Source organism: Sanguibacter biliveldensis, from assembly GCF_033798665.1.
Taxonomy (GTDB): Bacteria; Actinomycetota; Actinomycetes; order Actinomycetales; family Cellulomonadaceae; genus Sanguibacter; species Sanguibacter inulinus.
The window spans coordinates 1,239,426-1,265,485 of record NZ_CP138359.1; the positions used below are offsets into that span (position 1 = coordinate 1,239,426).

General features: G+C 70.5%; 24 protein-coding genes. 15 read left to right on the top strand and 9 right to left on the bottom strand.

What is annotated here, in order from left to right; genetic code table 11:
- Positions 1–156: 156 nt before the first annotated feature.
- Positions 157–1,905 (top strand): dihydroxy-acid dehydratase, encoded by a 1,749-nt coding sequence (ilvD, locus tag SANBI_RS05255; RefSeq protein WP_056130956.1) that lies wholly within the window; start codon positions 157–159, stop codon positions 1,903–1,905.
- 245 nt (positions 1,906–2,150) lie between these two features.
- Here the strand turns inward: ilvD and SANBI_RS05260 are convergent, their stop codons facing one another.
- Complete coding sequence (locus SANBI_RS05260; RefSeq protein ID WP_319159619.1) at positions 2,151–2,702, bottom strand: DUF4352 domain-containing protein; 552 nt, start codon at positions 2,700–2,702, stop codon at positions 2,151–2,153.
- Positions 2,703–2,801: 99 nt separating this feature from the next.
- On the opposite strand from SANBI_RS05260, the gene SANBI_RS05265 reads away from it, so the two are divergent.
- From SANBI_RS05265 to SANBI_RS05285, 5 genes are all read left to right on the top strand, one after another.
- Positions 2,802–3,455 carry a VOC family protein gene (locus tag SANBI_RS05265; protein WP_319159621.1) on the top strand — a complete coding sequence of 218 codons (654 nt, stop codon included), beginning with the start codon at positions 2,802–2,804 and terminating at the stop codon, positions 3,453–3,455.
- A 508-nt stretch (positions 3,456–3,963) separates the two neighbouring features.
- Positions 3,964–5,844 carry an acetolactate synthase large subunit gene (locus SANBI_RS05270; protein ID WP_319159623.1) on the top strand — a complete coding sequence of 627 codons (1,881 nt, stop codon included), beginning with the start codon at positions 3,964–3,966 and terminating at the stop codon, positions 5,842–5,844.
- A gap of 15 nt (positions 5,845–5,859) precedes the next feature.
- Positions 5,860–6,384: an acetolactate synthase small subunit gene (gene ilvN, locus SANBI_RS05275; RefSeq protein WP_012866084.1), complete on the top strand. Its 525-nt coding sequence runs from the start codon at positions 5,860–5,862 to the stop codon at positions 6,382–6,384.
- Positions 6,385–6,435: 51 nt separating this feature from the next.
- Positions 6,436–7,464 carry a ketol-acid reductoisomerase gene (gene ilvC / locus SANBI_RS05280; RefSeq protein WP_056130969.1) on the top strand — a complete coding sequence of 343 codons (1,029 nt, stop codon included), beginning with the start codon at positions 6,436–6,438 and terminating at the stop codon, positions 7,462–7,464.
- 157 nt (positions 7,465–7,621) lie between these two features.
- The gene (locus SANBI_RS05285) at positions 7,622–8,713 is read left to right on the top strand and encodes a nitroreductase/quinone reductase family protein (RefSeq protein WP_319159627.1); all 1,092 of its coding nucleotides are present in this window, start codon (positions 7,622–7,624) and stop codon (positions 8,711–8,713) included.
- A 152-nt stretch (positions 8,714–8,865) separates the two neighbouring features.
- Here SANBI_RS05285 and SANBI_RS05290 read toward each other — a convergent pair whose 3' ends face one another.
- A complete protein-coding gene (locus tag SANBI_RS05290; RefSeq protein ID WP_319159629.1) occupies positions 8,866–9,591 on the bottom strand; it encodes a TetR/AcrR family transcriptional regulator in 726 nt (241 codons plus the stop codon).
- A 139-nt stretch (positions 9,592–9,730) separates the two neighbouring features.
- Between SANBI_RS05290 and SANBI_RS05295 the strand changes: the two genes are divergently transcribed.
- Positions 9,731–11,989: an MMPL family transporter gene (locus SANBI_RS05295; protein ID WP_319159632.1), complete on the top strand. Its 2,259-nt coding sequence runs from the start codon at positions 9,731–9,733 to the stop codon at positions 11,987–11,989.
- Positions 11,990–11,998: 9 nt separating this feature from the next.
- The gene (locus SANBI_RS05300) at positions 11,999–12,796 is read left to right on the top strand and encodes a pentapeptide repeat-containing protein (RefSeq protein WP_319159634.1); all 798 of its coding nucleotides are present in this window, start codon (positions 11,999–12,001) and stop codon (positions 12,794–12,796) included.
- Positions 12,797–12,801: 5 nt separating this feature from the next.
- Here SANBI_RS05300 and SANBI_RS05305 read toward each other — a convergent pair whose 3' ends face one another.
- Positions 12,802–13,140 (bottom strand): antibiotic biosynthesis monooxygenase family protein, encoded by a 339-nt coding sequence (locus tag SANBI_RS05305; RefSeq protein WP_319159636.1) that lies wholly within the window; start codon positions 13,138–13,140, stop codon positions 12,802–12,804.
- Between the two features lie 101 nt (positions 13,141–13,241).
- Here SANBI_RS05305 and SANBI_RS05310 point away from each other — a divergent pair, with 101 nt between their 5' ends.
- From SANBI_RS05310 to SANBI_RS05325, 4 genes are all read left to right on the top strand, one after another.
- Complete coding sequence (locus SANBI_RS05310; RefSeq protein WP_319159638.1) at positions 13,242–14,285, top strand: 3-isopropylmalate dehydrogenase; 1,044 nt, start codon at positions 13,242–13,244, stop codon at positions 14,283–14,285.
- Between the two features lie 160 nt (positions 14,286–14,445).
- Positions 14,446–15,570 (top strand): branched-chain amino acid aminotransferase, encoded by a 1,125-nt coding sequence (locus SANBI_RS05315; protein WP_056130984.1) that lies wholly within the window; start codon positions 14,446–14,448, stop codon positions 15,568–15,570.
- A 403-nt stretch (positions 15,571–15,973) separates the two neighbouring features.
- Complete coding sequence (cimA, locus tag SANBI_RS05320; protein WP_319159641.1) at positions 15,974–17,563, top strand: citramalate synthase; 1,590 nt, start codon at positions 15,974–15,976, stop codon at positions 17,561–17,563.
- Positions 17,564–17,745: 182 nt separating this feature from the next.
- Positions 17,746–18,795 carry a lipoate--protein ligase family protein gene (locus SANBI_RS05325; protein WP_319159643.1) on the top strand — a complete coding sequence of 350 codons (1,050 nt, stop codon included), beginning with the start codon at positions 17,746–17,748 and terminating at the stop codon, positions 18,793–18,795.
- A 164-nt stretch (positions 18,796–18,959) separates the two neighbouring features.
- Here the strand turns inward: SANBI_RS05325 and SANBI_RS05330 are convergent, their stop codons facing one another.
- The 5 genes from SANBI_RS05330 to SANBI_RS05350 form a co-directional block, all read right to left on the bottom strand.
- A complete protein-coding gene (locus SANBI_RS05330) occupies positions 18,960–19,427 on the bottom strand; it encodes a hypothetical protein (RefSeq protein ID WP_319159645.1) in 468 nt (155 codons plus the stop codon).
- Entirely contained in the window at positions 19,414–19,608 is a 195-nt protein-coding gene (locus SANBI_RS05335; RefSeq protein WP_179914392.1) for a helix-turn-helix transcriptional regulator, read from the bottom strand. Before SANBI_RS05335 ends, SANBI_RS05330 begins: the two co-directional genes overlap by 14 nt.
- Before the next feature lie 9 nt (positions 19,609–19,617).
- Positions 19,618–20,535 (bottom strand): CPBP family intramembrane glutamic endopeptidase, encoded by a 918-nt coding sequence (locus SANBI_RS05340; protein WP_319159647.1) that lies wholly within the window; start codon positions 20,533–20,535, stop codon positions 19,618–19,620.
- 360 nt (positions 20,536–20,895) lie between these two features.
- Positions 20,896–21,687, bottom strand: a complete 792-nt coding sequence (locus SANBI_RS05345; RefSeq protein WP_319159649.1) for a hypothetical protein — start codon at positions 21,685–21,687, stop codon at positions 20,896–20,898.
- A gap of 44 nt (positions 21,688–21,731) precedes the next feature.
- Positions 21,732–22,604 carry a YggS family pyridoxal phosphate enzyme gene (locus SANBI_RS05350; RefSeq protein WP_408669739.1) on the bottom strand — a complete coding sequence of 291 codons (873 nt, stop codon included), beginning with the start codon at positions 22,602–22,604 and terminating at the stop codon, positions 21,732–21,734.
- On the opposite strand from SANBI_RS05350, the gene SANBI_RS05355 reads away from it, so the two are divergent.
- Together SANBI_RS05355 and SANBI_RS05360 are read left to right on the top strand one after the other, a co-directional pair.
- Positions 22,603–24,216 (top strand): DUF2079 domain-containing protein, encoded by a 1,614-nt coding sequence (locus SANBI_RS05355; RefSeq protein WP_319159653.1) that lies wholly within the window; start codon positions 22,603–22,605, stop codon positions 24,214–24,216. The two genes, SANBI_RS05350 and SANBI_RS05355, sit on opposite strands and share 2 nt — an antisense overlap.
- 135 nt (positions 24,217–24,351) lie before the next feature.
- Positions 24,352–24,744: a YccF domain-containing protein gene (locus SANBI_RS05360; RefSeq protein WP_319159655.1), complete on the top strand. Its 393-nt coding sequence runs from the start codon at positions 24,352–24,354 to the stop codon at positions 24,742–24,744.
- Positions 24,745–24,791: 47 nt separating this feature from the next.
- Here SANBI_RS05360 and SANBI_RS05365 read toward each other — a convergent pair whose 3' ends face one another.
- Entirely contained in the window at positions 24,792–25,220 is a 429-nt protein-coding gene (locus SANBI_RS05365) for a MerR family transcriptional regulator (RefSeq protein ID WP_319159657.1), read from the bottom strand.
- A 111-nt stretch (positions 25,221–25,331) separates the two neighbouring features.
- Here SANBI_RS05365 and SANBI_RS05370 point away from each other — a divergent pair, with 111 nt between their 5' ends.
- Complete coding sequence (locus SANBI_RS05370; protein ID WP_319159659.1) at positions 25,332–26,039, top strand: SDR family oxidoreductase; 708 nt, start codon at positions 25,332–25,334, stop codon at positions 26,037–26,039.
- Positions 26,040–26,060 lie beyond the last annotated feature (21 nt).

The window sequence follows — 26,060 nt, forward strand, 5'->3', positions numbered from 1 at the left end:
ATGAACTGTGAAGCTGTGGTGTGTTCGTAGTTCAATCTTTGACCGCCGGGGGACCGGATCTGTGGGCCGTAGGTCCCCGATATCCGGGGACGTAGGTCCCGTCCGAAGGGTGACCCTCTGACGTGCGCACGGACGGGCGGTCCTACACTCGGGAGCATGACCGAAACGCCACACACCGCCCCCGAGACCGCCGCCGCGGACAGGTCCGCCGCACCAGGTGTCGACATCAAGCCCCGCTCGCGCAAGGTGACCGACGGGATCGAGGCCACCGCGTCGCGCGGCATGCTCCGCGCCGTCGGCATGGGAGACGACGACTGGGTCAAGCCCCAGATCGGCGTCGCCAGCTCGTGGAACGAGATCACGCCCTGCAACCTGTCGCTCGACCGCCTCGCGAAGGCCGTCAAGGGCGGCGTGCACGCCGGTGGTGGCTACCCGCTCGAGTTCGGCACCATCTCCGTCTCGGACGGCATCTCGATGGGCCACGAGGGCATGCACTTCTCGCTGGTCTCGCGCGACATCATCGCCGACTCGGTCGAGACCGTCATGCAGGCCGAGCGCCTCGACGGCTCTGTGCTCCTCGCGGGCTGCGACAAGTCGCTCCCCGGCATGCTCATGGCGGCTGCTCGTCTCGACCTCTCCTCGGTGTTCCTCTACGCCGGCACGATCATGCCGGGCTGGGTCAAGCTCGAGGACGGGACCGAGAAGGACGTCACGCTCATCGACGCCTTCGAGGCTGTCGGCGCCTGCGCCAAGGGGCTCATGAGCAAGGGCGACCTCGACCGCATCGAGCGCGCGATCTGCCCGGGCGAGGGTGCCTGCGGCGGCATGTACACGGCGAACACGATGGCGTCGGTGGCCGAGGCCATGGGTATGTCGCTCCCCGGCTCTGCTGCACCGCCCTCGGCGGACCGCCGCCGCGACGCCTTCGCCCACAAGTCGGGCGAGGCCGTCGTCGAGCTGCTCCGCAAGGGCATCACCGCGCGTCAGATCATGACGAAGGAGGCCTTCGAGAACGCCATCGCCGTGGTCATGGCCTTCGGCGGCTCGACGAACGCTGTCCTGCACCTGCTGGCGATCGCGCACGAGGCAGAGGTCGAGCTCACGCTCGACGACTTCAGCCGCGTCGCCGCCAAGGTCCCGCACCTGGGAGACCTCAAGCCCTTCGGCCGCTACGTCATGGCCGACGTCGACCGCATCGGTGGCGTCCCCGTCGTCATGAAGGCGCTGCTCGACGCGGGTCTGCTGCACGGCGACTGCCTCACGGTGACCGGCAAGACCGTCGCGGAGAACCTCGCGGACATCGCGCCGCCCGACCCCGACGGCAAGATCCTCCGGGCGCTCAGCAACCCGATCCACAAGACCGGTGGCATCACGATCCTGCACGGTTCGCTCGCCCCCGAGGGCGCGGTCGTGAAGTCCGCGGGCTTCGACTCCGACGTGTTCGAGGGCACCGCCCGCGTCTTCGAGCGCGAGCGTGCGGCGATGGACGCCCTCGAGGACGGGACCATCAAGGCCGGCGACGTCGTCGTCATCCGGTACGAGGGCCCGAAGGGCGGACCGGGCATGCGCGAGATGCTCGCCATCACCGGTGCGATCAAGGGGGCCGGACTCGGCAAGGACGTCCTGCTGCTCACGGACGGCCGCTTCTCGGGTGGCACGACGGGTCTGTGCGTCGGCCACGTCGCGCCCGAGGCCGTCGACGGCGGACCGATCGCCTACGTGCAGGACGGTGACAGGATCCGTCTGGACGTCGCCAACGCGACGCTCGACGTGCTCGTCGACCCCGAGGTCCTCGAGGCGCGCAAGGAAGGCTGGGAGCCGCTCGCCCCGACCTTCACGCGGGGAGTCCTCGCCAAGTACGCCAAGCTCGTGCACTCCGCCTCGCAGGGTGCCGTCCTGTACTGACGGACGCGAGCGGCGCCCCAGAGGTGCTGCTGCTAGACGCCGAGAGGGCGGGACGGGTCCATCAGGACCAGTCCCGCCCTCTCGGCGTGTGCGACCGGCGGTGGCGTGTGCGACTTGCGGTGCCGCGTGCGACCAACGGTCATGTCTACGACCCGGTGCCGACGCAGGCGAGAGCTCAGGCTCTCGTCGGAGGAGGCTCTGCTGACCGGAGACCCCGCCGCCAGGCGGCCGAGCTGGTCGGTGGCTCAGCCCGAAGGCTCGAGCGAGATCTCGAAGGTCGCGGCCTCGAGCGAGCCGCGGCCCTCGACAGTCATCGACTCGGGACGCGCCGCGACGAGCGTCGCGCCGTCGACCGACCCGCGCTCGACCGGGAAGGCGAGCCACCCGCGCAAGGTGCTGCCCGAGCCGACCTCGAGGAGAGGCCACAGCGACTCGTCCTCGAGGGCACGGTTCACGGAGGTCAGCGCAGCCACGGAGTCTCCCGACGACGTCCGGAGCGTGAAGTCGCTCGGGCGCACGGAGAAGCCACGGTCCGGTCCGACCGCGACCGTCACGTCGACGGCCAGGATCACCGGGTCGTCGAGGGGTGCCTCGAGGGTCGTCCCTGCGGGGAGGGCGAGGTCCGGGACGTACCCGTGGACCGTGGTCGTCTGCGAGGTGTCGGGGTCGGTGACCGATGCGGACACCGTCACGTGCTCGAGAGTCTCGGGGTCGTCGCCGCACGCGCCGAGCGTCAGCACGAGAGCAAGAGCTGCTGCGGTGCTGAGGGAGCGCCGGGTGCGGGGCTGGACGGCCACGGGGCGGTGCTCCTCTCGTACGCCCGGCAGGTCCCGGGAGTCTCGTGCTGGTGGCGGAAGGCGTTGTGGTGTCCCACTCTAGGTGCGACAGTGGCTGTCATGGCTGATCTGACGACCGGTGAGATCGAGGACGCGCTCGCCGGGACCCCCTGGCGCGTCGTCCTCGGACGCCTCCGCGCGCACTTCCGCACCCCCGACTTCGTCTCGGCCCTCGCCTTCGTGCAGCGCGTCGGGGAGGAGGCAGAGCTGGCCGGGCACCATCCCGACGTCGAGCTGCAGCACGGTTACGTCGCGCTCTCTCTGGTCAGCCACGACGTGGCGCGGCTGACCGACCGCGACGTCCTGCTGGCGCGGCGTGTGGCCCAGGTCGCCGACGAGCTCGGGGTCGAGCAGGCGCCGGGCGCACCGCAGGCCGTCGAGATCGCCGTCGACACGACCGACGACTCCCGCATCCGTCCCTTCTGGGCCGCGGTCCTCGGGTACGACGCGGCACCGGACGACGACGACGCGCTGGCCGACCCCCGCGGGCTGGGCCCGCAGGTCTGGTTCCAGGAGGCCGACGCGGCACGCCCGGGACGGGGGCGGCTCCACGTCGACGTCTCGGTCGCGGTCGACGAGGGGCCTGGCCGGGTCGAGGCTGCTCTCGCCGCCGGTGGCACCCTCGTGTCGGACGAGCACGCACCGAGCTGGTGGGTGCTCGCCGACGCTGACGGCAACGAGGTCTGCGTGTCGACGGCGGCCGGGCGGGACTGAGGAGCGGGCTCTCGTGCGTCTGCACCGGGGCGCTCCGACGGGCGTCGGCCGGTCGGCGAGGACGTGCGCAGGCTGGCAGGACGGGGCGGGCCAGCGGCTTGTGGCCGAGCGACGAGGACCTCCCGGATGAACACTCACGTCTCACCAGGCGAGACGGTTGGGGGGCCGCATGACATCAACCCGGGGGAGGCGTACTCTGCTTCGTATGCAGACGAACATCCTCGTAGTACTTACCGAGCGCGCCGGCTGAGGCCCAGCACTTCGGTTTCGTCAGCGCGCTCACCCCTCGAAGGCCCCTACCCGGGGACGAGGGGTTTTTTCATGTCACGACCTGCGACCAGAGGATCTTCGCCCACCCGGCAGCGGACCTCAGCTCGCACAGGCAGGACCACGCACCAGCGTCGGTGCCTGTCAGCACGACCGGCGAGCTCGACCAGCGCTCCCAGCACTCGCCAGCACTGACCAGTAAGCACTCCCGCACACGTCGTTCAGCACCCAGGAGAACCCGATGGTCCAGGGCCCCACACCCGCACCGCCTCGCGGCGGAGCGCCGGCAGGCGCGGCACCCGCCGCGACGCCGACCGCACCGAAGCCTGCCCCCGGCGACGCCGTCCGCCGGCCGCGCACCGACGTCTCGACGGCCGAGATCACCGGCGCCGAGTCGATCGTCCGCTCGCTCGAGGCCGCAGGCGTCGAGACGGTCTTCGGCATCCCGGGCGGCGCGATCCTCCCGACCTACGACCCGCTCATGGACTCGAAGAAGATCCGGCACATCCTCGTGCGGCACGAGCAGGGTGGCGGTCACGCGGCGTCCGGCTATGCCCACGCGACGGGCCGTGTCGGGGTGACGATGGCGACCTCGGGCCCCGGTGCGACGAACCTCGTGACGCCGATCGCCGACGCCAACATGGACTCGATCCCCATGGTCGCGATCACCGGGCAGGTGGGTGCCTCGCTCATCGGGACCGACGCGTTCCAGGAGGCCGACATCGTCGGCATCACCTTCCCGGTGACCAAGCACAGCTTCCTGGTGACCGACCCCGACGACATCCCGCGGACCATCGCCGAGGCCTTCCACATCGCCTCGACCGGGCGCCCCGGCCCCGTGCTCGTCGACATCGCGAAGTCGGCGATGCAGGCGTCCACGACGTTCAACTGGCCGAGCGAGCTCAACCTGCCCGGGTACCACCCGGTGACGAAGCCGCACAGCAAGCAGATCCGTGAGGCCGCCCGCCTGCTCGCCTCGGCGCGCCGGCCTGTCCTCTACGTCGGCGGCGGTGCGATCCGTTCCGGCGCTGCGGCCGAGCTGCGCAAGCTCGTCGACCTCTCCGGCGCCGCTGCAGTCACGACGCTCATGGCTCGTGGCGCGCTGCCCGACTCGCACCCGCAGAACCTCGGCATGCCGGGGATGCACGGGACGGTCCCGGCCGTCTCGGCGCTCCAGAAGGCCGACCTGGTCTTCGCCCTCGGTGCCCGCTTCGACGACCGCGTCACTGGCAAGCTCTCGAGCTTCGCCCCGCACGCGACGATCATCCACGCGGACATCGACCCGGCCGAGATCGGCAAGAACCGTGCCGCGGACGTGCCGATCGTCGGAGACCTCAAAGAGGTCATCGCCGACCTGCTGCCCGAGCTCGCCCGCGAGCAGGAGGCGCACGGCAAGCCGGACCTCGAGGCATGGTGGCGTCAGATCGACAGCTGGCGCGAGACCTACCCGCTCGGCTTCACGGAGCCCGACGACGGGCACCTCGCCCCGCAGCACGTGATCAGCCGCCTCGGTGAGATCTCGGGCCCCGACAGCATCTACGTGTCGGGCGTGGGGCAGCACCAGATGTGGGCTTCTCAGTTCATCCGCTACGAGCGGCCGAACACGTGGCTCAACTCTGGTGGTCTGGGCACCATGGGCTACTCGATCCCGGCCGCGATGGGCGCCAAGGTCGGCCAGCCCGACCGCACCGTGTGGGCGATCGACGGCGACGGCTGCTTCCAGATGACCAACCAGGAGCTCGCGACCTGCTCGATCAACGACATCCCCATCAAGGTGGCGCTGATCAACAACTCCTCGCTCGGCATGGTCCGCCAGTGGCAGACGCTGTTCTACGAGTCCAGGTACTCCAACACCGACCTGCACACCGGCCACGGCACGCGGCACATCCCGGACTTCGTCAAGCTCGCCGACGCCTACGGCTGCGTGGGCATCCGGGTCGAGCACGCGAACGAGGTCGACGCCGCCATCAAGCGCGCCGAGCAGATCAACGACCAGCCTGTCGTCATCGACTTCCACGTGTCGCGCGACGCCATGGTGTGGCCGATGGTCGCCGCGGGCGTGAGCAACGACGACATCCAGTACGCACGCGGCATCTCGCCCGCGTGGGACCGCGAAGACTGACCGGGAGCCCAGACCATGACTCGTCACACCCTCTCGGTCCTCGTCGAGAACAAGCCCGCCGTGCTCGCGCGCGTCGCCGGCCTGTTCGCACGCAGGGCGTTCAACATCCACTCTCTCGCCGTCGGACCGACGGAGCACGAAGAGCTCTCGCGGGTGACCGTCGTCGTCGACGTCGACGACCTCCCGCTGGAACAGGTGACCAAGCAGCTGAACAAGCTGGTCAACGTCATCAAGATCGTCGAGCTGGACCCGGCAGCGGCGGTACAGCGCGAGCTCATGCTCGTGAAGGTGAGAGCAGACCTCAGCACGCGCACCCACGTGCTCGAGGTTGTGCAGCTCTTCCGCGCCCACGTCGTCGACGTCGTCCCTGACGCCGTCACGATCGAGGCGACCGGTAACCCGGACAAGCTCTCGGCACTCCTCGGGGCTCTCGAGCCCTTCGGCATCCGCGAGATCGTCAAGTCGGGGACCGTCGGGATCGGGCGCGGATCGCGCTCGATCACCGACCGGGCACTCGAGCGCGTCCCGCGCTCGGCCTGACACACTTCATGCACGACCTACGACACACACGTCTAACCAAGGAGATCTACGGTGGCTGAGCTGTTCTACGACGACGACGCTGATCTGTCCATCATTGCTGGCCGCAAGGTTGCCGTCATCGGCTACGGGAGCCAGGGCCACGCCCACGCGCTCAACCTGCGCGACTCCGGCGTCGACGTCACCGTCGGCCTGCGCGAGGGCTCTGCGTCCCGCAAGAAGGCCGAGGACGAGGGCCTGCGCGTCCTGACCGTCGCGGAGGCCGTCAAGGGCGCCGACGTCGTCGTCATCCTCGCGCCGGACCAGGTCCAGCGTCATGTGTACACCGAGGAGATCGCCCCGAACCTCACCGAGGGTGCTGCCCTCGTCTTCGGGCACGGCTTCAACATCCGCTTCGGCTACATCAAGCCCGAGGCCGGCCACGACATCGTCATGGTCGCCCCCAAGGGCCCGGGGCACCTCGTGCGCCGCGAGTACCTCGACGGCCGCGGCGTGCCCGTGATCGTCGCTGTCGAGCAGGACGCGTCCGGCTCGGCGTGGGAGCTCGCGCTCTCCTACGGCAAGGCGATCGGTGGCCTGCGCGCCGCCGGCATCAAGACCACCTTCACCGAGGAGACCGAGACCGACCTCTTCGGCGAGCAGGCTGTCCTCTGCGGCGGTGCGTCGCAGCTCGTCCAGTACGGCTTCGAGGTGCTCACCGAGGCTGGCTACCAGCCCGAGGTCGCGTACTTCGAGGTGCTGCACGAGCTCAAGCTCATCGTCGACCTCATGTGGGAGGGCGGGATCGCCAAGCAGCGCTGGTCGGTCTCCGACACCGCTGAGTACGGCGACTACGTCTCCGGCCCGCGCGTCATCACCCCCGAGGTGAAGGAGAACATGAAGGCTGTCCTCGCGGACATCCAGAACGGTGCCTTCGCCGAGCGCTTCATCGCCGACCAGGACAACGGTGCCCCCGAGTTCAAGGAGCTCCGTGCCAAGGGCGAGGCGCACCCGATCGAGGCCACCGGCCGCGAGCTGCGCAAGCTCTTCGCCTGGGTCAAGCCCTCGGACACCGACTACGTCGAGGGAAGCGCCGGGCGCTGACGCAGCGCGGAGTGACGGAGGAGCTCCGGGCGGAGTCGAAGCCCGGGGCTTCCCGATGAGTAGGTATCGGGGTTCAGCAGGACGCTGATCCTCGTCTTTCCCCTGGTCGGGCCCGTCTGCGCTTTTGCAGGCGGGCCCGACCTGCTTCACTGGGGTCATGCCTCTCCACGGAACGTACGAGCCCAGCACCGACGACTTCTCGCGCGAGCAGGTCGAGCTCATCGAGCGCACGAACGGTGCTGAGGGCACCACGATGCGAGGCATGCCTGTCATCGTGCTCGTCTCGCGCGGTGCGAAGTCCGGCAAGATCCGCAAGATCCCGCTCATGCGCGTCGAGCACGACGGGCAGTACGCGGTGGTCGCCTCCCTCGGTGGCGCGCCGAAGCACCCGACCTGGTACTACAACCTGGTCGCCCACCCCCACGTCGAGCTCCGCGACGGCGCCGTGGTGCGGGACTACCTGGCGCGCGAGCTCGAGGGTGCCGAGCGTGAGACCTGGTGGGCCAGGTCCGTCGAGGCCTATCCCGACTACGCGGACTACGCGATCAAGACGTCACGGCTGATCCCGGTGTTCGTCCTCGAGCCCGTGGACCCCGAGGTCGCGGAGCAGCACGACAGCTCTGCGGATGCGGGGGCAGGGACCCACGCAGGGACCGCAGCTGTCGCAGGTTCCGACGCAGGCGTGGTCGCCGGCGCAGCGGACGCTGGGCTCCCGTACGAGGAGACCGAGCAGGAGCTCGAGCGGATCGAGAAGGCCACCGAGCTCGACGACGAGATCGCCGAGTTCTGGGAGAACGCGCGTGTGCAGGCCGGTCTCGGGCGCATCGCTGTCGTGGGCGGGTTGACGGTCGCCGAGAACGTCGCTCCTGTCGCCTGGTCCTTCGGCGACAACCCCGAGCAGGCGGACAGGCTCCTCGGGCTCGTCCTCGACGGCACGAAGACCGCGACGTCCTCCGCCCTGTCGGAGTACGACGGCGACGACGCGCCGCTGCCTCGCGAGGGCGACCTGTCGATCGTGGTCGACGGAGCAGGGCACCCGAAGGCGCTCATCCGGACGACCGACGTCGCCGTGGTGCCCTTCGGCGAGGTGAGCGACGACTTCGCGGCCGCCGAGGGAGAGGGCGACCGGAGCCTCGAGGCGTGGCGGACGGACCACACCGAGTTCTTCACCCGGGTGCTGGGGCTCGTCACGGTCCCCGAGGACTTCATGGTGGTCACCGAGCGTTTTGAGCTGCTCTACCCGCGCTGACGCGGCCGAGAGCCGCACCGCACCACCCCGCGTCGCCCGGACGCGCAGAGGGGCCGACGTCCGCGAGGACGTCGGCCCCTCTGTCGTGCTGCTGCTCCGCAGGCTGAGCGCGGGCGCGAGGCCGTCACCGCACGTGAGCTGCGCAGGGCTGGCTACGCGGGAGCGTCGGACGGGACGTAGGGGATGCCGAGGGCTGTCGCCGCGTCTTCGAGCTCGCTCTCGAAGTAGGGCGTGACGTCGTCGAACATGAAGGCCAGCTGTCCGGAGACCTCCATGCCGATCACGCCGTAGAGCCGGACCCAGGTGCGGGTGAAGACGAAGAGCGCGGCGGGCGGGGGAGCGTGGTCTCCCGCGGCGACCAGGTCGAAGGACTCTTCGACGAAGTCGCGGATCGTGCCGCAGGTCGCTGCTGACGTGGCGGTGAGCTCGGGGACCTCGAAGGGCTGAGTCCCCCACAGGCGCAGGTAGAGGTCGAAGAACACCGCTGCGAAGCGAGCGGTGCTGCTGGCCTCTCCAGGGTTCTCCGCGCCGTGGCGGAACATGAGCGCGAACTCGTTGCGGTGCCCGACGGCCCAGGCGCGGAAGGTGCGGATCGCGGCGTGCATGGCACGCCCTCCGTCGTCACCGGCCGCGACGACCGCCGCCGAGAGGGCCTCGGAGATCTCTTCGAAGAAGTCTTCGCACATGGACGCCACGAGGTCGTCGAGGCTCGGGAAGTACCTGTAGAGCGCAGGCGCCGTCATCCCCATGTCGCGGGCGATACCGCGCAGCGTGACCTCCTGGACGCCGTCCTGCGCGAGCTGCTGGCGGGCGACCGACTTGATCTCGAGCTCGGTCGCCATCCGCTGCATCTCGCGGCGGGTCGTCTGTGCCGTCACGCTCTCGTCCTCCTTGGGCGCGCCGCGCACGGGTGCGCCGCCTTGACATATGTAAACACCAGATGTTCTAGTGAACGCCGTTAGCAAACAGTGTTCACTGAAGTGATCGGCTGTCACATCTTACGTCAGGGAGTCCATCGTGTTCTCAGCCCTCGGGTCTTTCGCCTACAGACGCAGAGGTCTGGTCCTGCTGCTCGCGGGGCTCCTCACCGTCATCGCCGCCGTCCTGGGGCCGGCCGTCACCGAGTCCGTCAAGAGCGGCGGATTCGCCGACCCGGGGTCGGAGAGCGCCGCCGCCGACGCCCTGCTCGAGGAGACCTTCGGACGGAGCGCGGCCGACGTCGTGGTGGTCTACGGGTCGGAGACCGTCTCGACCGAGGACCCGGTCTTCGCCCAGACCGTCGCCACAGCTCTCGGCGGGCTCCCGGACGGCGTTGCGCTGTCAGTGCTCACGCCGTGGACGGACGGCCTCCCGGCCGACGTCGCGACCAGCCTGCTCGGCAGCGACGGGCACAGCGCCCTCGCCGTGATCACGCTGTCCGGCACCACCGAGGAGGCACGCCAGACGCAGGTCGACGGCATCGAGGACGCCCTCGGGGCGCCGGACGGCTGGACCACCGAGGTAGGTGGCTCCGTCGTCGTCATGACCGAGATGCAGCACCTCTCCGAGTCCGACATCGTCCGGGCCGAGATGTTCGCGATGCCCGTGCTGGTGCTCCTGCTGCTGGTGATCTTCGGCGGCCTCGTGGCCGCGCTGCTCCCCGTGACCATCGGGGTGGTGGCCATCCTCGGAGCCCTCGGCCTCCTGCGGGTGCTGACGACCGTCACCGACGTCTCGTCCTTCGCGGTCAACGTCACGACGATCCTCGGGCTCGGTCTCGCGATCGACTATTCGCTGTTCATCGTCAGCCGCTTCCGCGAAGAGCTCGCACGGACCGACGACGTCGAGCGGGCTGTCCGCACGACGGTCTCGACCGCCGGTCGCACGGTCGTGTTCTCCGGGGTGACCGTGCTCATCGCCTTCGCAGGTCTGCTGTTCTTCCCACAGATGTTCCTGCGGTCCATGGGCCTCGGCGGTATGGCCGTGGTGCTCCTCGACATGCTGCTCGCCGTGACGCTGCTGCCGGCCCTGCTCGCGGTCCTCGGGCGCCGGGTCGACGCGGGTCGGCTGCCCCGCAGCCTCACCGCACGCCTCGCGGGTCTGCGGCGGGGCAAGGACCGTACCGGTGCGCGCGGGTGGGCTCGCGTCGCAGCGTTCGTCCTGCGGTTCCCCGGGGCTGTCGCCGCAGCGTCGGTCGCTCTCCTCCTGGTGCTCGCCCTCCCGGTCCTCGGCCTGCAGGTCGCCGACGGGGACGCCCGCGAGCTGCCCACGGCGTCCGGTCCGCGTCAGGCGACCGAGCGGGTCGCCGAGCTGTTCCCCGGGCAGTCGGGGACTGTCGTCGAGGTGGCGGTGCGCAGCGTTGAGGGGCCGCTCGACCCGGGGGAGACCGAAGTGTTCCTCGCGGAGGTCGGGGCTCTCGACGGTGTGCTCGGCGCCGAGGTCGTCGCGCAGGCCGGCTCGGTGACGCACGTGTCCGTCGCGACCGACCTGCTCACCGACTCGTCCGAGGCCCGCACGCTCGTCTCCGAGATCCGCGACGTCGACGTCCTGACCGAGACCGAGGTGCTCGTCGGCGGCGCCGCCGCCACGAGCGCCGACTCGATCCGGGCGATCGTCTCGACAGCCCCGTGGACCGCGTTGTTCATCGCCGGCGTGACGCTGGTCCTCTTGTTCCTCGCGCTCGGCTCTGTGGTCGCGCCGGTCAAGGCCGTGCTGCTCAACGGGCTGTCCCTCGCGGCGACCTTCGGCGTGCTCACCTGGGCCTTCGTGGACGGGCACCTCGCCGGCGTCGCGGGCTTCACCGCCGCTGGGGCCGTCGCCCCGGGCAACCTCGTGCTCGTCGCTGTCGTCGCCTTCGGTCTCGCGATGGACTACGAGCTCTTCCTGCTCAGCCGCATCCGCGAGGCGCACCTCGCCGGTGCCGGGACTCACGAGGCGATCACCACGGGGCTGGTCCGCTCGGGCAGCACGATCACCAGTGCGGCGCTCCTGCTCGTCGTCGTGCTCGCCGCGATGGCCACGAGCGGCGTCACCTTCCTCAAGGTGGTCGGTCTCGGGCTGGCCTTCGCGGTCGCCCTCGACGCGACCGTGGTCCGTGCGCTGCTCGTCCCGGCCACGCTCGCCCTCCTCGGGCGCGCCACCTGGTGGCTGCCCGGCCCGCTGCGCAGGGTCCACGACCGCTTCGGCGTGAGCGAGGGTGAGGTCGAGGACGGGACCACGGTGCCGGAGCGCAGTGGGCGCGAGACTCGAGCAGGTCACCTGACCGAACCGGCTCGCACTGTCGGGGCGACCCGCTAGGGTGCCGCCATGACACACGAGACTCCACGGTCGTCCGGCGCCGCAGCCCTGCGACGCCGGTGGGACGAAGACCGCGTCGCCGAGGTCCGAGACCAGCTGGTGCAGCAGGCGAAGATCGCGCGTGGTCCGCACCGGGTGGTCTCGCCGTGGGGGGCTCCGGACGTCGTGCCCGTCGACCTCCGGGGCTTCCCGGCGGGCAAGGACGGCCTCGCCGTCCACTACCTGACCCTCGAGGCGCTCGACCTCTCGCACATGAAGGGCCGGCTGCACGTCTACCAGTCCGAGCTCGTGGCGTGCACGCTCGACGGTGCCACCCTCGCGGTGGGGAGCATCCTCGGACGCCGGCTCGAGCGGTGCAGCCTCGTCGCGGCGCGGATGCCGAAGGTCAGGCTCGCCGGGACCTTCGTCGACTGCGACTTCGGCGGGGCATCGCTCCGAGGGGCCGCGCTCGGGGAGAACGCGACCTTCGAGCGGTGCTCCTTCGACACGACGGACCTCTCCGACGCGCGGTTCGTCGGCGGGCGGTTCGTCGACTGCACCTTCGGGACTGCCGTCGTCTCGCCGCTCACGTCCTTCGAGCGGTGCGAGCTCCGGGGAGGTGGTCCTCCTGTCGGAGCGCTCCGGCTGGAGCGCTGCACAGTGGACGGCGAGCGGCTCGCGGACCGCTGGGACGGGCAGAGCGGCGCCGAGGAGATCGAGGACAGCTACCTCGCGGGCTATGTGGCGGCAGTCGAGGCCGGTCGGGCAGAGACCGTCTCGCTCGAGCCGGAGTCGCCCCGGCGCTCCACCGGTCGGGGCGACTCCTGAGAGCCCTAGCCCTGGCTGTCGACGCCCAGGACCACCTCGAACTCGAGGAGGCTCGCCCCGGAGGCCACCGAGGCGGGGCGGGCGGCGGGGGCGCCGTCGGCTCCGGCCGGGGGGCCGGCGTGGGCTGCGCGGGCGGGGCCGTCGGCCCAGGCCTGGTAGGCCTCCTCGGACTCCCACTTGGTGTAGACGAAATAGCGGGTCTCGCCCTTGACCGGGCGGAGCAGCTCGAAGCCGAGGAACCCGGGTGAGTTCTCGACGGCTCCCTTGCGGGCGGCGAACCGCTTCTCGAGCTCGGGGCCGGAGCCCTCAGGTACGTCGATGGCGTTGATCTTCACGACTGTCATGCGGTTCAGCGTCTCACAGAAGGCCGTTCCCGTGACCTGCGTAAGGTTCGCATCGCGAGATCCGTATCCCGACACGTGGGACTGTGTCTAGACTCTGGACCATGACGAGGAACATCGAGCTGGCAGTGGTCGCAGGCGACGGCATCGGGATCGAGGTCGTCGAGCAGGGGCTCGCCGTCCTGGACGCAGCCCTGGCCGGGACCGGCACCACGATCTCACCGACCGCCTTCGACCTCGGCGCGCAGCGCTGGCACCGGACGGGGGAGACCCTCACCGACGAGGACCTCGCCTCGATCCGCACGCACGACGCGATCCTGCTCGGCGCCATCGGCGACCCGTCCGTCCCCTCGGGTGTCCTCGAGCGCGGGCTGCTGCTCAAGCTGCGCTTCGCCCTCGACCACTACGTCAACCTGCGCCCCGGCAAGCTCTACAAGGGCGTGAAGTCCCCCCTCGCCGAGCCCGGCGAGATCGACTTCGTGGTCGTCCGCGAGGGCACCGAAGGTCCGTACGTCGGCAACGGCGGCGCGATCCGCGTCGGCACGCCCCACGAGGTCGCCAACGAGGTCAGCGTCAACACGGCCTTCGGCGTCGAGCGCGTCGTCCGCGACGCCTTCGCCCGCGCCCAGGCCCGCCCCCGCAAGCACCTGACGCTCGTGCACAAGCACAACGTCCTCGTGCACGCGGGTCACCTGTGGCGCCGGACCGTCGAGGCCGTCAACGCCGACTTCCCGGACGTGACGACGGACTACCTCCACGTCGACGCCGCCACCATCTTCCTCACGACGAACCCGTCGCGATTCGACGTCATCGTCACCGACAACCTGTTCGGCGACATCCTGACGGACCAGGCCGCCGCGATCACCGGCGGCATCGGCCTCGCGGCCTCGGCGAACATCAACCCGGACCGCACCGCACCCTCCATGTTCGAGCCCGTCCACGGCTCTGCGCCCGACATCGCCGGGCAGGGCAAGGCCGACCCCACGGCCACAGTCCTCTCGGTCGCGATGCTCCTCGACCACCTCGGTCTGACCGAGGAGTCGCGTCGCGTGGAGGCTGCCGTCGAGGCAGACCTCGTCGAGCGCGGCGCGCGAGTACGGTCGACGACCGAGGTGGGCACAGAGCTCGCAGACCGCGTGCGCGGCTGACGCTCAGACCCCTTCGGCCGTCTTCACCGCCACTGCTCCACCGGACGCCCGTCGCCGGACGTGCGTCCCCGCAGACCGGACGGCCTCTTCCCACGCCGTGCCCCATCACGGGGCGCGGCGTGGGAAACTCGTCTGGTCGCCAGGTGAAAGGCCTACCACCATGAGTTCCACGCTCGACCAGACGTCCGACGCCGCAGCCCGCGCCGCGTCCTTCGACATCCGCCCCTCTGACGCCCCGCTGCCCGACGCGGAGCGCGAGGCGCTCCTCGCCGACCCGAAGTTCGGCACGGTCTTCTCCGACCACATGGCCAGGGTCACCTGGACCGCCGGGACGGGGTGGGCCGACCACCGCGTCGAGAAGTACGGGCCGCTCCAGATGGACCCCGCCAGTGCGGTGCTGCACTACGCGCAGGAGATCTTCGAAGGTCTCAAGGCGTACCGCCACGCCGACGGCTCGGTCTGGACCTTCCGTCCCGAGGCCAACGCCGCCCGCTTCGCGCGGTCGGCCCGTCGCCTCGCGCTCCCCGAGCTGCCCGAGCAGGACTTCCTCGGGGCCATCACCGCGCTCGTGCGCGCCGACGCCGCCTGGGTGCCCTCGGGAGCCGAGGCCAGCCTCTACCTGCGGCCGTTCATGTACGGCTCCGAGGCCTTCCTCGGGGTACGTCCCTCGCTCGAGGCCGAGTTCCTCGTCATCGCCTCGCCCGTCGGTCCGTACTTCGCGGGCGGCGTGAAGCCCGTGTCGATCTGGGTCTCCCAGGACATGCACCGCGCAGGTGCCGGTGGCACCGGCGACGCCAAGTGCGGCGGCAACTACGCGGCCAGCCTCAAGCCGCAGATCGAGGCCTACGAGCACGGCTTCGAGCAGGTGCTGTTCCTCGACGCCTCGACCAACACGGCGATCGAAGAGCTGGGCGGGATGAACGTGTTCTTCGTCCGTGCCGACGGCTCGGTCGAGACCCCTGAGCTCTCCGGCTCGATCCTCGAGGGCGTCACGCGCATGTCGATCATCCAGCTGCTCAAGGACCGCGGTCACGAGGTCGTCGAGCGTCGCATCCTGCTCACCGAGGTCCAGGAGGGCCTGGCCGACGGCTCGATCGTCGAGGCCTTCGCGTGCGGGACCGCGGCTGTCGTCACGCCGATCGGTCGTCTGGCGGGCGCGGAGTTCGACGCGACCATCTCGGGCGGCGGCCCGGGCGAGCTCACGCTGTCGATCCGTGACGAGCTCACAGGGATCCAGACCGGCCGGGTCGCGGACCCGCACGGATGGATGACGCGCCTCGTCTGAGCGACCACTCAGGGTGACCAGACAGGCTGCCCGGCGACGAGCGATCGTCGCCGGGCAGCGTGCTGTCTGCGTGGGGGCAACGCGTCAGAGAGCTGGGACGATCCCGCCCGGGCCTGGAGCCCGTCCCTGCGCCGCAGGGACGCCAGTCGCACATCGCGGACAGGAAGTTGACTCTGCGAGCAGACGTGGCATCATGTGAGGCGTGACACACCACGTCAGCACTGCGCTCCTCATCATGTAGCGCGTCCGGTTCCTTCCTCCGGACGCGCAGACCTCCCGTACCCCGGGGGGTTTTTTGTTTGTCCGGCACACCCCGCCGGGCAGCGAGCGCGGCGGAGGGGAGGGGCACCGAGAGGTATCAGCAGTCCCGAAGCATGTGACACACCGAGAGAAGAGCAGACGAGTGACCTTCCACGTCTACGACACCACCCTGCGCGACGGCGCCCAGCAAGAGGGCATGAACCTCTCGGTCTCCGACAAGCTGGCGATCGCGCCGCTCCTCGACGAGCTCGGGGTGGGGTTCATCGAGGGTGGGTGGCCCGGCGCGGTCCCCAAGGACACCGACTTCTTCGCCCGGGCGCAGAAGGAGCTCACGCTCCGCAACGCCGTGCTCGCCGCCTTCGGGGCGACCCGCAAGGTCGGGCTGCAGGCGAGCGAAGACCCGCAGGTCCTCGCGCTGCTGGCCTCTCAGGCACCTGTCATCACCCTCGTGGCAAAGTTCGACGTCCGCCACGTGGAGCGGGCACTGCGCACGACGCCCGAGGAGAACCTCGCGATGATCACGGACACCGTGTCGTTCCTCGTCGCCGAGGGACGACGGGTGGTGGTCGACGCCGAGCACTTCTTCGACGGGTACAGGTTCGACCCCGAGTACTCCCGGCGTGCGGCCGTCACGGCCTTCGAGGCCGGTGCCGAGGTGGTCGCGCTCTGCGACACCAACGGTGGCATGCTGCCCAACTGGGTCGGCGAGATCGTCGCGGACGTCCGCGAGACCGTCGGCGAGGGCCCGATCCTCGGGATGCACGCCCACAACGACACAGGCTGCGCTGTCGCGAACACCCTCGCAGCGGTCGACGCCGGGGCGTCGCACGTCCAGGGCACGGTCAACGGCTACGGGGAGCGCACCGGCAACGCCGACCTCATCACCGTGGTCGCGAACCTCGAGCTCAAGGGCGGCCGCACGCTGCTCGCCGGGAACGGGCTCGCCGAGTCCAGCCGCCTGGCGCACGCCATCAGCGAGATCACGAACATCTCGCCCTACGCCCGCCAGCCCTACGTCGGGGCGAGCGCCTTCGCCCACAAGGCGGGCCTGCACGCGAGCGCGATCAAGGTCGACCCCGACCTGTACCAGCACATCGACCCGACGCTCGTGGGCAACGACATGCGCATGCTCATCTCCGAGATGGCCGGGCGCGCGTCGATCGAGCTCAAGGGCAAAGAGCTCGGCTTCGACCTCGCGGGGCAGGGGGAGGTGCTCACGCGGGTGACGACCCGCGTCAAGGAGGCCGAGGCGAACGGCTACACCTACGATGCCGCAGACGCCTCCTTCGAGCTGCTGCTCACCGAAGAGGTCCGCGGAGAGCGCCCGCAGTACTTCACCGTCGAGAGCTGGCGGACGATCGTCGAGCGCACAGGGCACCGCGGGACGGTCCCGGTGTCCGAGGCGACGGTCAAGCTCCAGGCGGGCGGGCAGCGTCAGGTCGTCACGGGGGAGGGCAACGGGCCTGTCAACGCCCTCGACCACGCGCTCAGGCTCGCGCTCGCGACCGTGTACCCCGAGATCGCGCACTTCGAGCTCATCGACTTCAAGGTGCGCATCCTCGACCAGATGCACGGCACCGACGCCGTCACCCGGGTGCTCATCGAGACCACGGACGGGCAGCGCAGCTGGTCGACCGTCGGGGTCGGCGCGAACCTGCTCGAGGCCTCGTGGGAGGCGCTGACAGACTCCGCGATCTACGGCCTGATCCACGCCGGCGTCGACCCGCGCTGACGGTGCCGGCCGGCTGGCCGGTGTCGAGATCGTGACTTCGGAGCGAGATCGACCCTCGGGAGTCACGATCTCGCTCCGAAGTCACGATCTCGCTGGCCTGGCTCCGACCTGGCAGGGCTGCGAGGACGGTGTGTCGGGTGTCTCAGGAGACCTCCGTCGACGGTGGGCATAGGGTGACCTGTGTGAGAGGCGAATACAAGGTCCCAGGTGGCAAGCTCGTAGCGATCGACCTCGAGGTCGAGGAGGGTCGGCTGGCGCACGTCGCGGTCAGCGGAGACTTCTTCCTCGAGCCCGACACGGCGCTCGCCGACATCGACAGGGCGCTCGAGGGCATGCCCGCCGACGCGTCGGTCGCGGCGCTCGCGGAGTCGATCACCCGCACGCTCGACCCGACCGCCGTGCTCGTGGGCTTCAGCCCCGAGGCCGTGGCGATCGCGGCGCGGCGCGCGCTCGGCCGTGCGACGGGGTGGTACGACCACACCTTCGAGATCGTCCACGACGGTCCGCAGGCTCCCGAGATGCACATGGCCCTCGACCAGGCGATCTCGGAGTCTGTCGACGCCGGGCTCCGCCCGCCGACGCTGCGCATCTGGGAGTGGGGCGCCCCCGCCGTGGTGATCGGCTCCTTCCAGTCGCTCAAGAACGAGGTCGACCCCGAGGGCGCCGAGAAGCACGGCATCACCGTCGTGCGCCGAGTCTCGGGCGGTGGCGCGATGTTCATCGAGCCCGGCAACACCATCACCTACTCGCTCACCGTCCCGAGCTCGCTCGTCGAGGGCCTGAGCTTCGAGAAGTCCTACGCCTTCCTCGACGACTGGGTGCTCGGCGCCCTCGCCGAGCTCGGCGTCGCGGCGACCTACCAGCCGCTCAACGACATCGCGTCGCCCGCCGGCAAGATCGCCGGTGCCGCGCAGAAGCGCTTCGTCGGGGGAGCGGTGCTCCACCACGTGACGATGGCCTACGACATCGACGCCGACAAGATGCTCGAGGTCCTGCGCATCGGCCGCGAGAAGATGAGCGACAAGGGCACCAAGAGCGCCAACAAGCGTGTCGACCCCGTGCGCTCGCAGACGGGCATGTCGCGCGCAGAGGTCATCGAGGCCTTCAAGGCGCACTTCCGAGGACGCTACGAGACTGTCGAGGGGAGCGTGACCGAGGCCGAGTGGGCCCGGGCGCGTGAGCTCGTCGAGACGAAGTTCTCCACGACGGAGTGGACCGCACGCGTGCCGTGACGGGCACGGCACCGAGAGGCCGGCGTCTGTGGCTAGCCACCGTGCGCGGGCCTCGCAGCGGGCCGAGGCTGCGCACGACGAGTCGACCCCGAGAGCGATGCTCTCGGGGTCGACCCGTCTCTGGGCTGGCTGTGCGTGCTGCGGTCGAGGTGCGGGCGCGACTCTCAGGTCCGGCGGTCGACGACGACGAAGGTGATGACACCGGTCGCGATGAGCAGGTAGGGCAGGACGCGCAGAGCGGCGTCCGCGTCGAGACCGAGACCCGAGGCGGCGGGCAGCAGGGCGCTGACCACGAAGGCGACGAAGCCGACGACCGACATGGTCACGAGGTAGACGCGGGTGTCTCGCTCGTCTCCTCGACCGGAGAAGACCCGCTCTGCGGTCGCTGCGTCGGCGCCCCTCCGGCTGGCTCGGCGGCCGGCGACCCACAGCAGGACGAGGACAAGACCTCCGCCGCAGAGGACCCCGGCGCCCGTCGCCCAGTCGTCGAAGGCGGCGTAGGTCCCCGCGATGGCCAGGAGCAGACCGACGGTCGCGAGCAGCAGCACGTGGTGGGCGCGGGTGCTGAACCCGGCGCGTGCTCCGCGGGCGGTCGAGCCGGCCCCGTCCTGGTGGTTGTCAGGCGTCGACATGGAAGATCTCCTCGACTGTCGTGGCGAAGTGGCGGGCGATGGCGATCGCGAGGGGGAGGGACGGGTCGTACTTCCCGGTCTCGATCGAGTTGATGGTCTGGCGTGAGACGCCGAGGGCGGTGCCGAGCGCCCCTTGGGACAGTCCTGCGGCCTCCCGCAGAGTGCGGACGTCGTTGCGCATGCAGGTCACCTAGCTCGGGTCTGGACGGGGTGCCGTGGTGGTGGGGGTGGTCGTGCCAGCCGTGGCCTCGCGGTCGGCGGTGGTACCGATCTGGGTTGTCGCGGGCCCGGCGGGCACCGGGAGCATCAGTGCCCGGAGATCCACGAGCGTGTGCAGGACCATCGGCAGGAGGAGGCTGCCCGTCACGAGGAAGAGCCCGGCCATGAGAGCGCCGAAGATCCCCGTGCTGACGATCCCGGTCCATCCCTGGTACCAGTGGGCGAGCCCGAAGGACACGGCTGCGACCGCGACGAGCAGGGCCGTGGGAGCGTCGCTCGGCAGGACGACCGCGAGCGTGAGCAGGAGCAGGCCCCGGTAGGTGATCTCTTCCGTGACACCGGCGCTCAGCGAGAGCATCGCCCATCCGCGTCTCCCGGCTGCGGTCCTGGGGAGCATCGGCAGGACTGCTGCCATCTGGCCCCGAGGTTCCGCGGAGGGAGCCTCTGACTCGACTGAGGTGGCCGCGGCGGTGGGTGCGCTGGCCGCGGCGCGGCGTGAGCGCCACCTACGGACGAGCATCGCCAGTGCGACCACGACGATCATGAGCAGCACGCCGGCGATCATCCCGCGCACGGCGCTGCTGGCCACCGAGTCGCCGCTCGGCCACGACGGCCAGCGCGCGCCGATGTCGGCGAGGCCCACGCCTGGGAGGGTGAGGACCAGCACGACGGCCAGGATCGCGGACGTGCATCCCTGGAGCGTCCACGACCTGTAGTGGCGCAGCCGGGCTGGTTCGCCCTCGGCTGCCTCTTCGACGCGGAACCGCGCGAAGGAGCGTCGGCCCGTGATCGGCTCGCGCAGGACGAGCACGAGCGAGGCGACGGCGAGCAGGACCACTGTGGCGGCGGGTGGGTCGAGCGACTGGAGGTGCGAGACGAGGTCGTTCACGGATACTCCGTTCGGGTGTCAAAGGAGCTTGACTCCTGTCAAGCATGCTTGACTGTGAATGGGGTGTCAAGGGTGCTTGTCTCCCCGCGACCCGCGACCCGCGACCCCGGGGCACCAAGAGCAAGGGAGGACGCGCGGCACAGGACGCGAGCACGCCCCGCGGTGCTGAAGACCTCCGAGGCCTGCAGGACGACAGACGCCCCGGACCTCCCTGAAGGGAGGTCCGGGGCGTCTGTCAAGGATGCTGCTGGCGTCAGACCGGGGTCTACTTCCTGCCCTTCTCGACCCGCCAGAGACGAGCCGACCCGAGTCCGGCCTGACCGACAGGTCGGCCAGCAGCCGTTCAGGGCTGAGCCGTGATCAGCGGCCGGCGAGCATCTCGACGACGGTCTCTCGGGACTCTGTCATCGCGACGAAGTCCACGCGGGTGTCCTCGAACTGCTCCTCGCCGTCGGTGAACATCTTCTCGGTGAGGGGGCCGGCAGCGTCGTCGTTGACGACCACGGTGATCCACACCGCGTAGTCCTCGGGGGCGTCGGCGGGGATCAGCTCGCGGACCGCGGGGGTCGCGAGCGACGCGATGGTCAGCTCGACGAGGCGGCGCAGGTCGACCTGGGTCTGGGCGTCCGCCCCGGTCTCGCCCAGCACGACGATCTCGGTGCGCAGGCGTGAGTTCTCCTCGTCCCAGACGAACACCCCGGGCACCAGACCCTCGCTCGGCTCGGGGCCGCGGACGACGGGCTTCGCGGGGACCGCGGGCGTGACAGCGGCGGCCGCAGCGGGCTCCTCCTCGACGACGACCGGCAGCGGGGTCTCGACGACCGACAGCGGGATCGACCGGCCCAGGCGCTCCTGCAAGATCTCGACGTTGCGCTTCGCGAGCGGACCGAGCGGTGTGGTCGCGTCGACCTGGATCCGGACGCCGGCGCCCGAGGTGCCTTCCGGGATGCTGTGGCCGAAGTCGCCCGCCTGGACCGAGCGCACCACGGCGACGATCGCGTCGGACAGGGTGTCGGCGACGAGGCTCGCGTCAGGGCTGCTCGAGTCGAACGGCAGGTGCACGACCACGCTGTTCCCCTCGGCGTCCCACACCTCCGTGACACCCGGCGGGAGTGCAGTGACGGCGGGCTTGCGGGAGAAGGGCATCTTCATGGTCTGACCTTATCTGCCCGGGCCCGGCGCACCGCACGTGAGAGTCAGCGCGCCCCGAAGACCGCCGACCCGACGCGGACGATCGTCGCGCCCTCGGCCACGGCCCACTCGAGGTCCTGGGACATGCCCATCGACAGCTCCCGGGCGCCCTGGGTCCCGTGGGCCCCCGAGCCGACCACCTCGTCGCGGATCTCGCGCAGCCGCGTGAAGCCGGCCCGGACCAGGCCCTCGTCGGTCGACCGTGCGCCGATCGTCATGAAGCCGGACAGCCTGAGCCCGCTCACCTGGGCGACAGCGAGCGCGAGGTCGACGGCTGCGTCGGGGGAGACACCAGCCTTGGACTCTTCGCCCGAGACGTTCACCTGGACGTAGACGTCGAGCACGGCGCTCGCGGGCGGCGCTGAGGGCTCGACGTGGTTGCCGCCTTGGCCGCCGGCCGGGGACGCGTGCGCGGGAGCCGAGGCGAGCACCCGGCTGCCGATCTTCTCGGCGAGGGCGAGCGAGTCGACGGTCTCGATGCAGCCCCGACCGTGCTGGGCCAGGGCGCGCAGCGCGTGGTTCACCTTGTTGGACTGGAGGGGGCCGATGAGGTGCGTGGTCAGCCCGAGGTCGGCGAGGGCCGGTGCCTTCTCGGTGAGCTCTTGGACGCGGTTCTCGCCGACGAGGACCGACGCCCCGCGACCTGCGGCGCGATCGGCCTGCACCGCAGCCCGCACGGCGGCGGCATCCTGAGTCTTGGTGGCCAGGAGCAGGCGGACCGAGGAGGTGGCCTCACCCGGGGCGCTGACACCAGACAACGCGAGACCGGCGTCGCTGCGCGCCTGCTCGATGCGGTCGTGCACGCGGGCCAGCGCGTCGGCATACGCCGCGTGGGCCGGGAGCGACGCAGCCTGAGGTGTCGAGGGGGTCGGGGGCATGGACAGCATCGTAGTTCTCGTGGTCGTGCGACAGACTGTCCCGGTGGACCACGGGTACGACGAACGCGAGCAGACCGCCGAGCCGAGGACAGAGCCGGCCGCGGTTCCTCCCAGAGCGCCCGCAGCCGGCGGTGGGGACGGCACCTCCGACGGGCGGGTCGTCGACCCGGGTGCGCAGCCGCAGAGCCGCATCCACAGGGCTCTGAGGTCCGCCGTGCGCGGCCCGCTCGTCCACTGGCCGGTGACGCTGCTGACCTTCGTGGCCTTCGCCGCGTACCTCACGCTCTCGCTGGCCCGCTGGTACAGGTGGGAGAACCCGTCCTGGGACAACGCGATCTTCGAGCAGGCCGTCGCCGGGTACGCCCGGCTCGGTGCGCCGATCGTGCCCATCAAGGGGCCGGACTTCAACCAGCTGGGTGACCACTTCTCCCCGCTGCTCGTGGTGCTCGCGCCCTTCTACCGCCTGTTCCCCTCGCCCGTGACGCTGCTCGTCGCGCAGTGCGTGCTCGTCGCGGTCTCGATCGTGCCGATCACGCTCGTCGCGCGGCGCCTTCTCGGCGCGTGGCCCGGGCTGGCCGTCGGCTTCGCCTACGCCTTCGCGTGGGGCATCCAGTCGGCTGTCGACGTGCAGTTCCACGAGTACTCCCTCGCGGTGCCGATACTCGCCTTCGGCATGGCGGCCTTCCTCACCGAGAGGTGGCGGGCGAGCGCGATCTGGGTCGTCCTGCTGCTCGGGGTGAAGGAAGACCTCGGTCTCACGGTCGCTGCCTTCGGGGTCGTCCTCTGGTTGCGCGGGCAGCGACGGCTCGGTGCGGTCGTCGCGGCGACCGGCGCCGTCGGGTTCGTGCTGGTGCTCACGGTGATCATCCCGTTCTTCAACCCGCAGAGCCGCTACGACTACTGGGGCAAGCTGAGCGAGGACGGCTCGGCGGCGAGCTCGGGGAGCACGGTCTCGGGTCTGCTCGACACCTTGGCGGGGCTGCTGACGCCTGCGGTCAAGATCGAGACGCTCGTCATGCTCGTGGTCATCACGGCCCTCGTCGCGCTGCGGTCCCCGCTCGCGCTCGTCGCCGTGCCCACCCTCGTGTGGCGCTTCGCGGGGTCGACGGTCTTCTACTGGGGGACGACGTGGCACTACTCCGTCATCCTCATGCCCATCCTCTTCGCCGCGGCGATCGACGGGATCGTGCGCCTGCGCGCATCCAGGTTCGAGCTGCTGCGTACCTACGCCCGGCTGGCGCCTGTCGCGATGGCCGTCGTCGCGGCGGTCCTCGTGACGCAGTTCCCGCTCCGCGACCTGTGGTCGCCCGCCACCTACGAGCGCAGCGACCGGATCGCCTCGGCCGAGCGCGCCGTCGCAGCGGTCCCGGCCGGTGCGAGCGTGGCGAGCGACCGCGGACTCATCGTCCAGCTCGCGACGGACCGTGAGGTCTACTGGATCTCGACGGACCCGTCCGTGCGGCCCGACTACGTGGTCGTCGACAGGCTGTCGTGGGGCGGGAACGCCCCTGTCGACGTCGAGCAGTACGCCGAGCGGGCCTACCCGGGGACGGCGTACTCCGTGGTCTTCGACGAGGACGGGTACGTGATCGTCGAGCGCACCGCGGGATGACGGGGCTCGCGGCGGTCCGGTACGAGCGCTGGGGCGACGGGTAGGGCCGTGCGGAGCCGCGAGGGAGCGGTGCGGATCTCGCGGTGAGGGTGCTGAGACCCTGCCCGCGAGAGGCTCTGGGCCTACGCTCAGACCATGAACACGATCCTCAACATCATCTGGTTGGTGTTCGCCGGCTTCTGGATGGCCGTCGGGTACGCGGTCGCGGGCATCGTCTGCTGCGTCCTCATCATCACCATCCCCTTCGGCATCGCGTCGTTCCGGATGGCCAACTACGTGCTGTGGCCCTTCGGCCGGACCGTCGTCGACCACCCGAACGCCGGGGCGTGGTCGACGATCGGCAACATCGTGTGGCTGGTCGTCGCGGGCTGGTGGCTCGCGATCGGGCACCTGGTCACCGGGATCGCGCTGTGCGTGACCATCATCGGCATCCCCATGGGGATCGCGAGCTTCAAGCTCATCCCGATCTCGCTGCTGCCCCTCGGCAAGGAGATCGTCTCGACGGACCGGCCGTTCGGCGCGTACTGAGCCTGACAGCCTGGACCGGCCTCGTCGGACACGTGCTCAGGTGAAGATCACGCAGGTCCGGCGCCGGACCTGAGGTTCAGGGCCGGTGCCCTGTCCACCGACATCACGGTGCCACGCGCGGCGCAGTGTCCCGGGTCGCTGTGCTCGGCGTGGTCGATGACCTCGCGGAGCCGGTCGAGGGTGGCGGTCAGGTCGTCGATGGTGGAGGCGATACGGTCGCGCTCGCGGACGAGGAGCTCGAGCGCGCCGGAGGTCGCCCTCCCGGCGTCGACGCTCGGCAAGATCTCGAGGATCGTCCGGCTCGGCAGGCCCGCGGCGTAGAAGTGCTGGACCAGGCGGACCCGGTCGACCACGTCCTCTGCGTAGTCTCGCTGCCCTCCCGCCGTGCGGTCCGAGTCGATGAGGCCCTGCTGCTCGTAGTACCTGAGCGACCGGACGCTGACGCCTGACCGGGCCGCGACGTCTCCGATGCGCATGGGGATCCTCTGGGTCGTGGGCTTGCACCTGACACGGGTGTCAGGTCCTACGGTAGCCGGACGCGGCCAGCAGACCGGCCGGGCCGCACCTCTGGACGAATCGAGAACGACGTGAACTACGCCGACCACACCGCCCTGGTCACGGGAGCCAACCGAGGGATCGGGCGCCACTTCGTGGCCGAGCTCCTCGAGCGTGGCGTCCGGAAGGTCTACGCCACGGCACGTCAGCCCGAGCTCCTCGACATCCCTGGAGTCGAGGTGCTGCGCCTCGACCTGCTCGACCGGGCCTCTGTCGTCGAGGCCGCCCGGGTCGCGACCGACGTCACGCTCCTCGTCAACAACGCAGGGATCGGGACTGCTGCACCGCTCGTCACCGGCGACCTCGCCGAGGCCCACCGCCACATGGACACCCACTTCTGGGGGACGTTGGACGTCGTCCGTGCCTTCGCGCCGGTCCTCCACGCCAACGGCGGTGGGAGCATCGTCAACGTGCTGTCCGCGCTGTCCTGGTTCGTCTCCCCGGGAAACGGGGCCTACGCAGCGTCCAAGGCTGCCGAGTGGAGCCTGACCAACGCCGTGCGCCTCGATCTCGCGTCGCAGGGGACCTTCGTCCAGGGCGTCCACCTCGGAGCGGCCGACACCGACATGATGTCCGGCTACGACGGTCCGAAGACGGACCCGAGGGACGTCGCCAGGGCGTCCCTCGACGGGCTCGCCGCCGGCAGGTTCGAGGTCCTCGTCGACGACACGGCGGCCATGGTCAAGGCCTCCCTCGCGGGCGACCCCGCGGAGCTCTACGGGTCGATGCTCGCGGGCTGACCGGGCTGACCGGGCTGACCG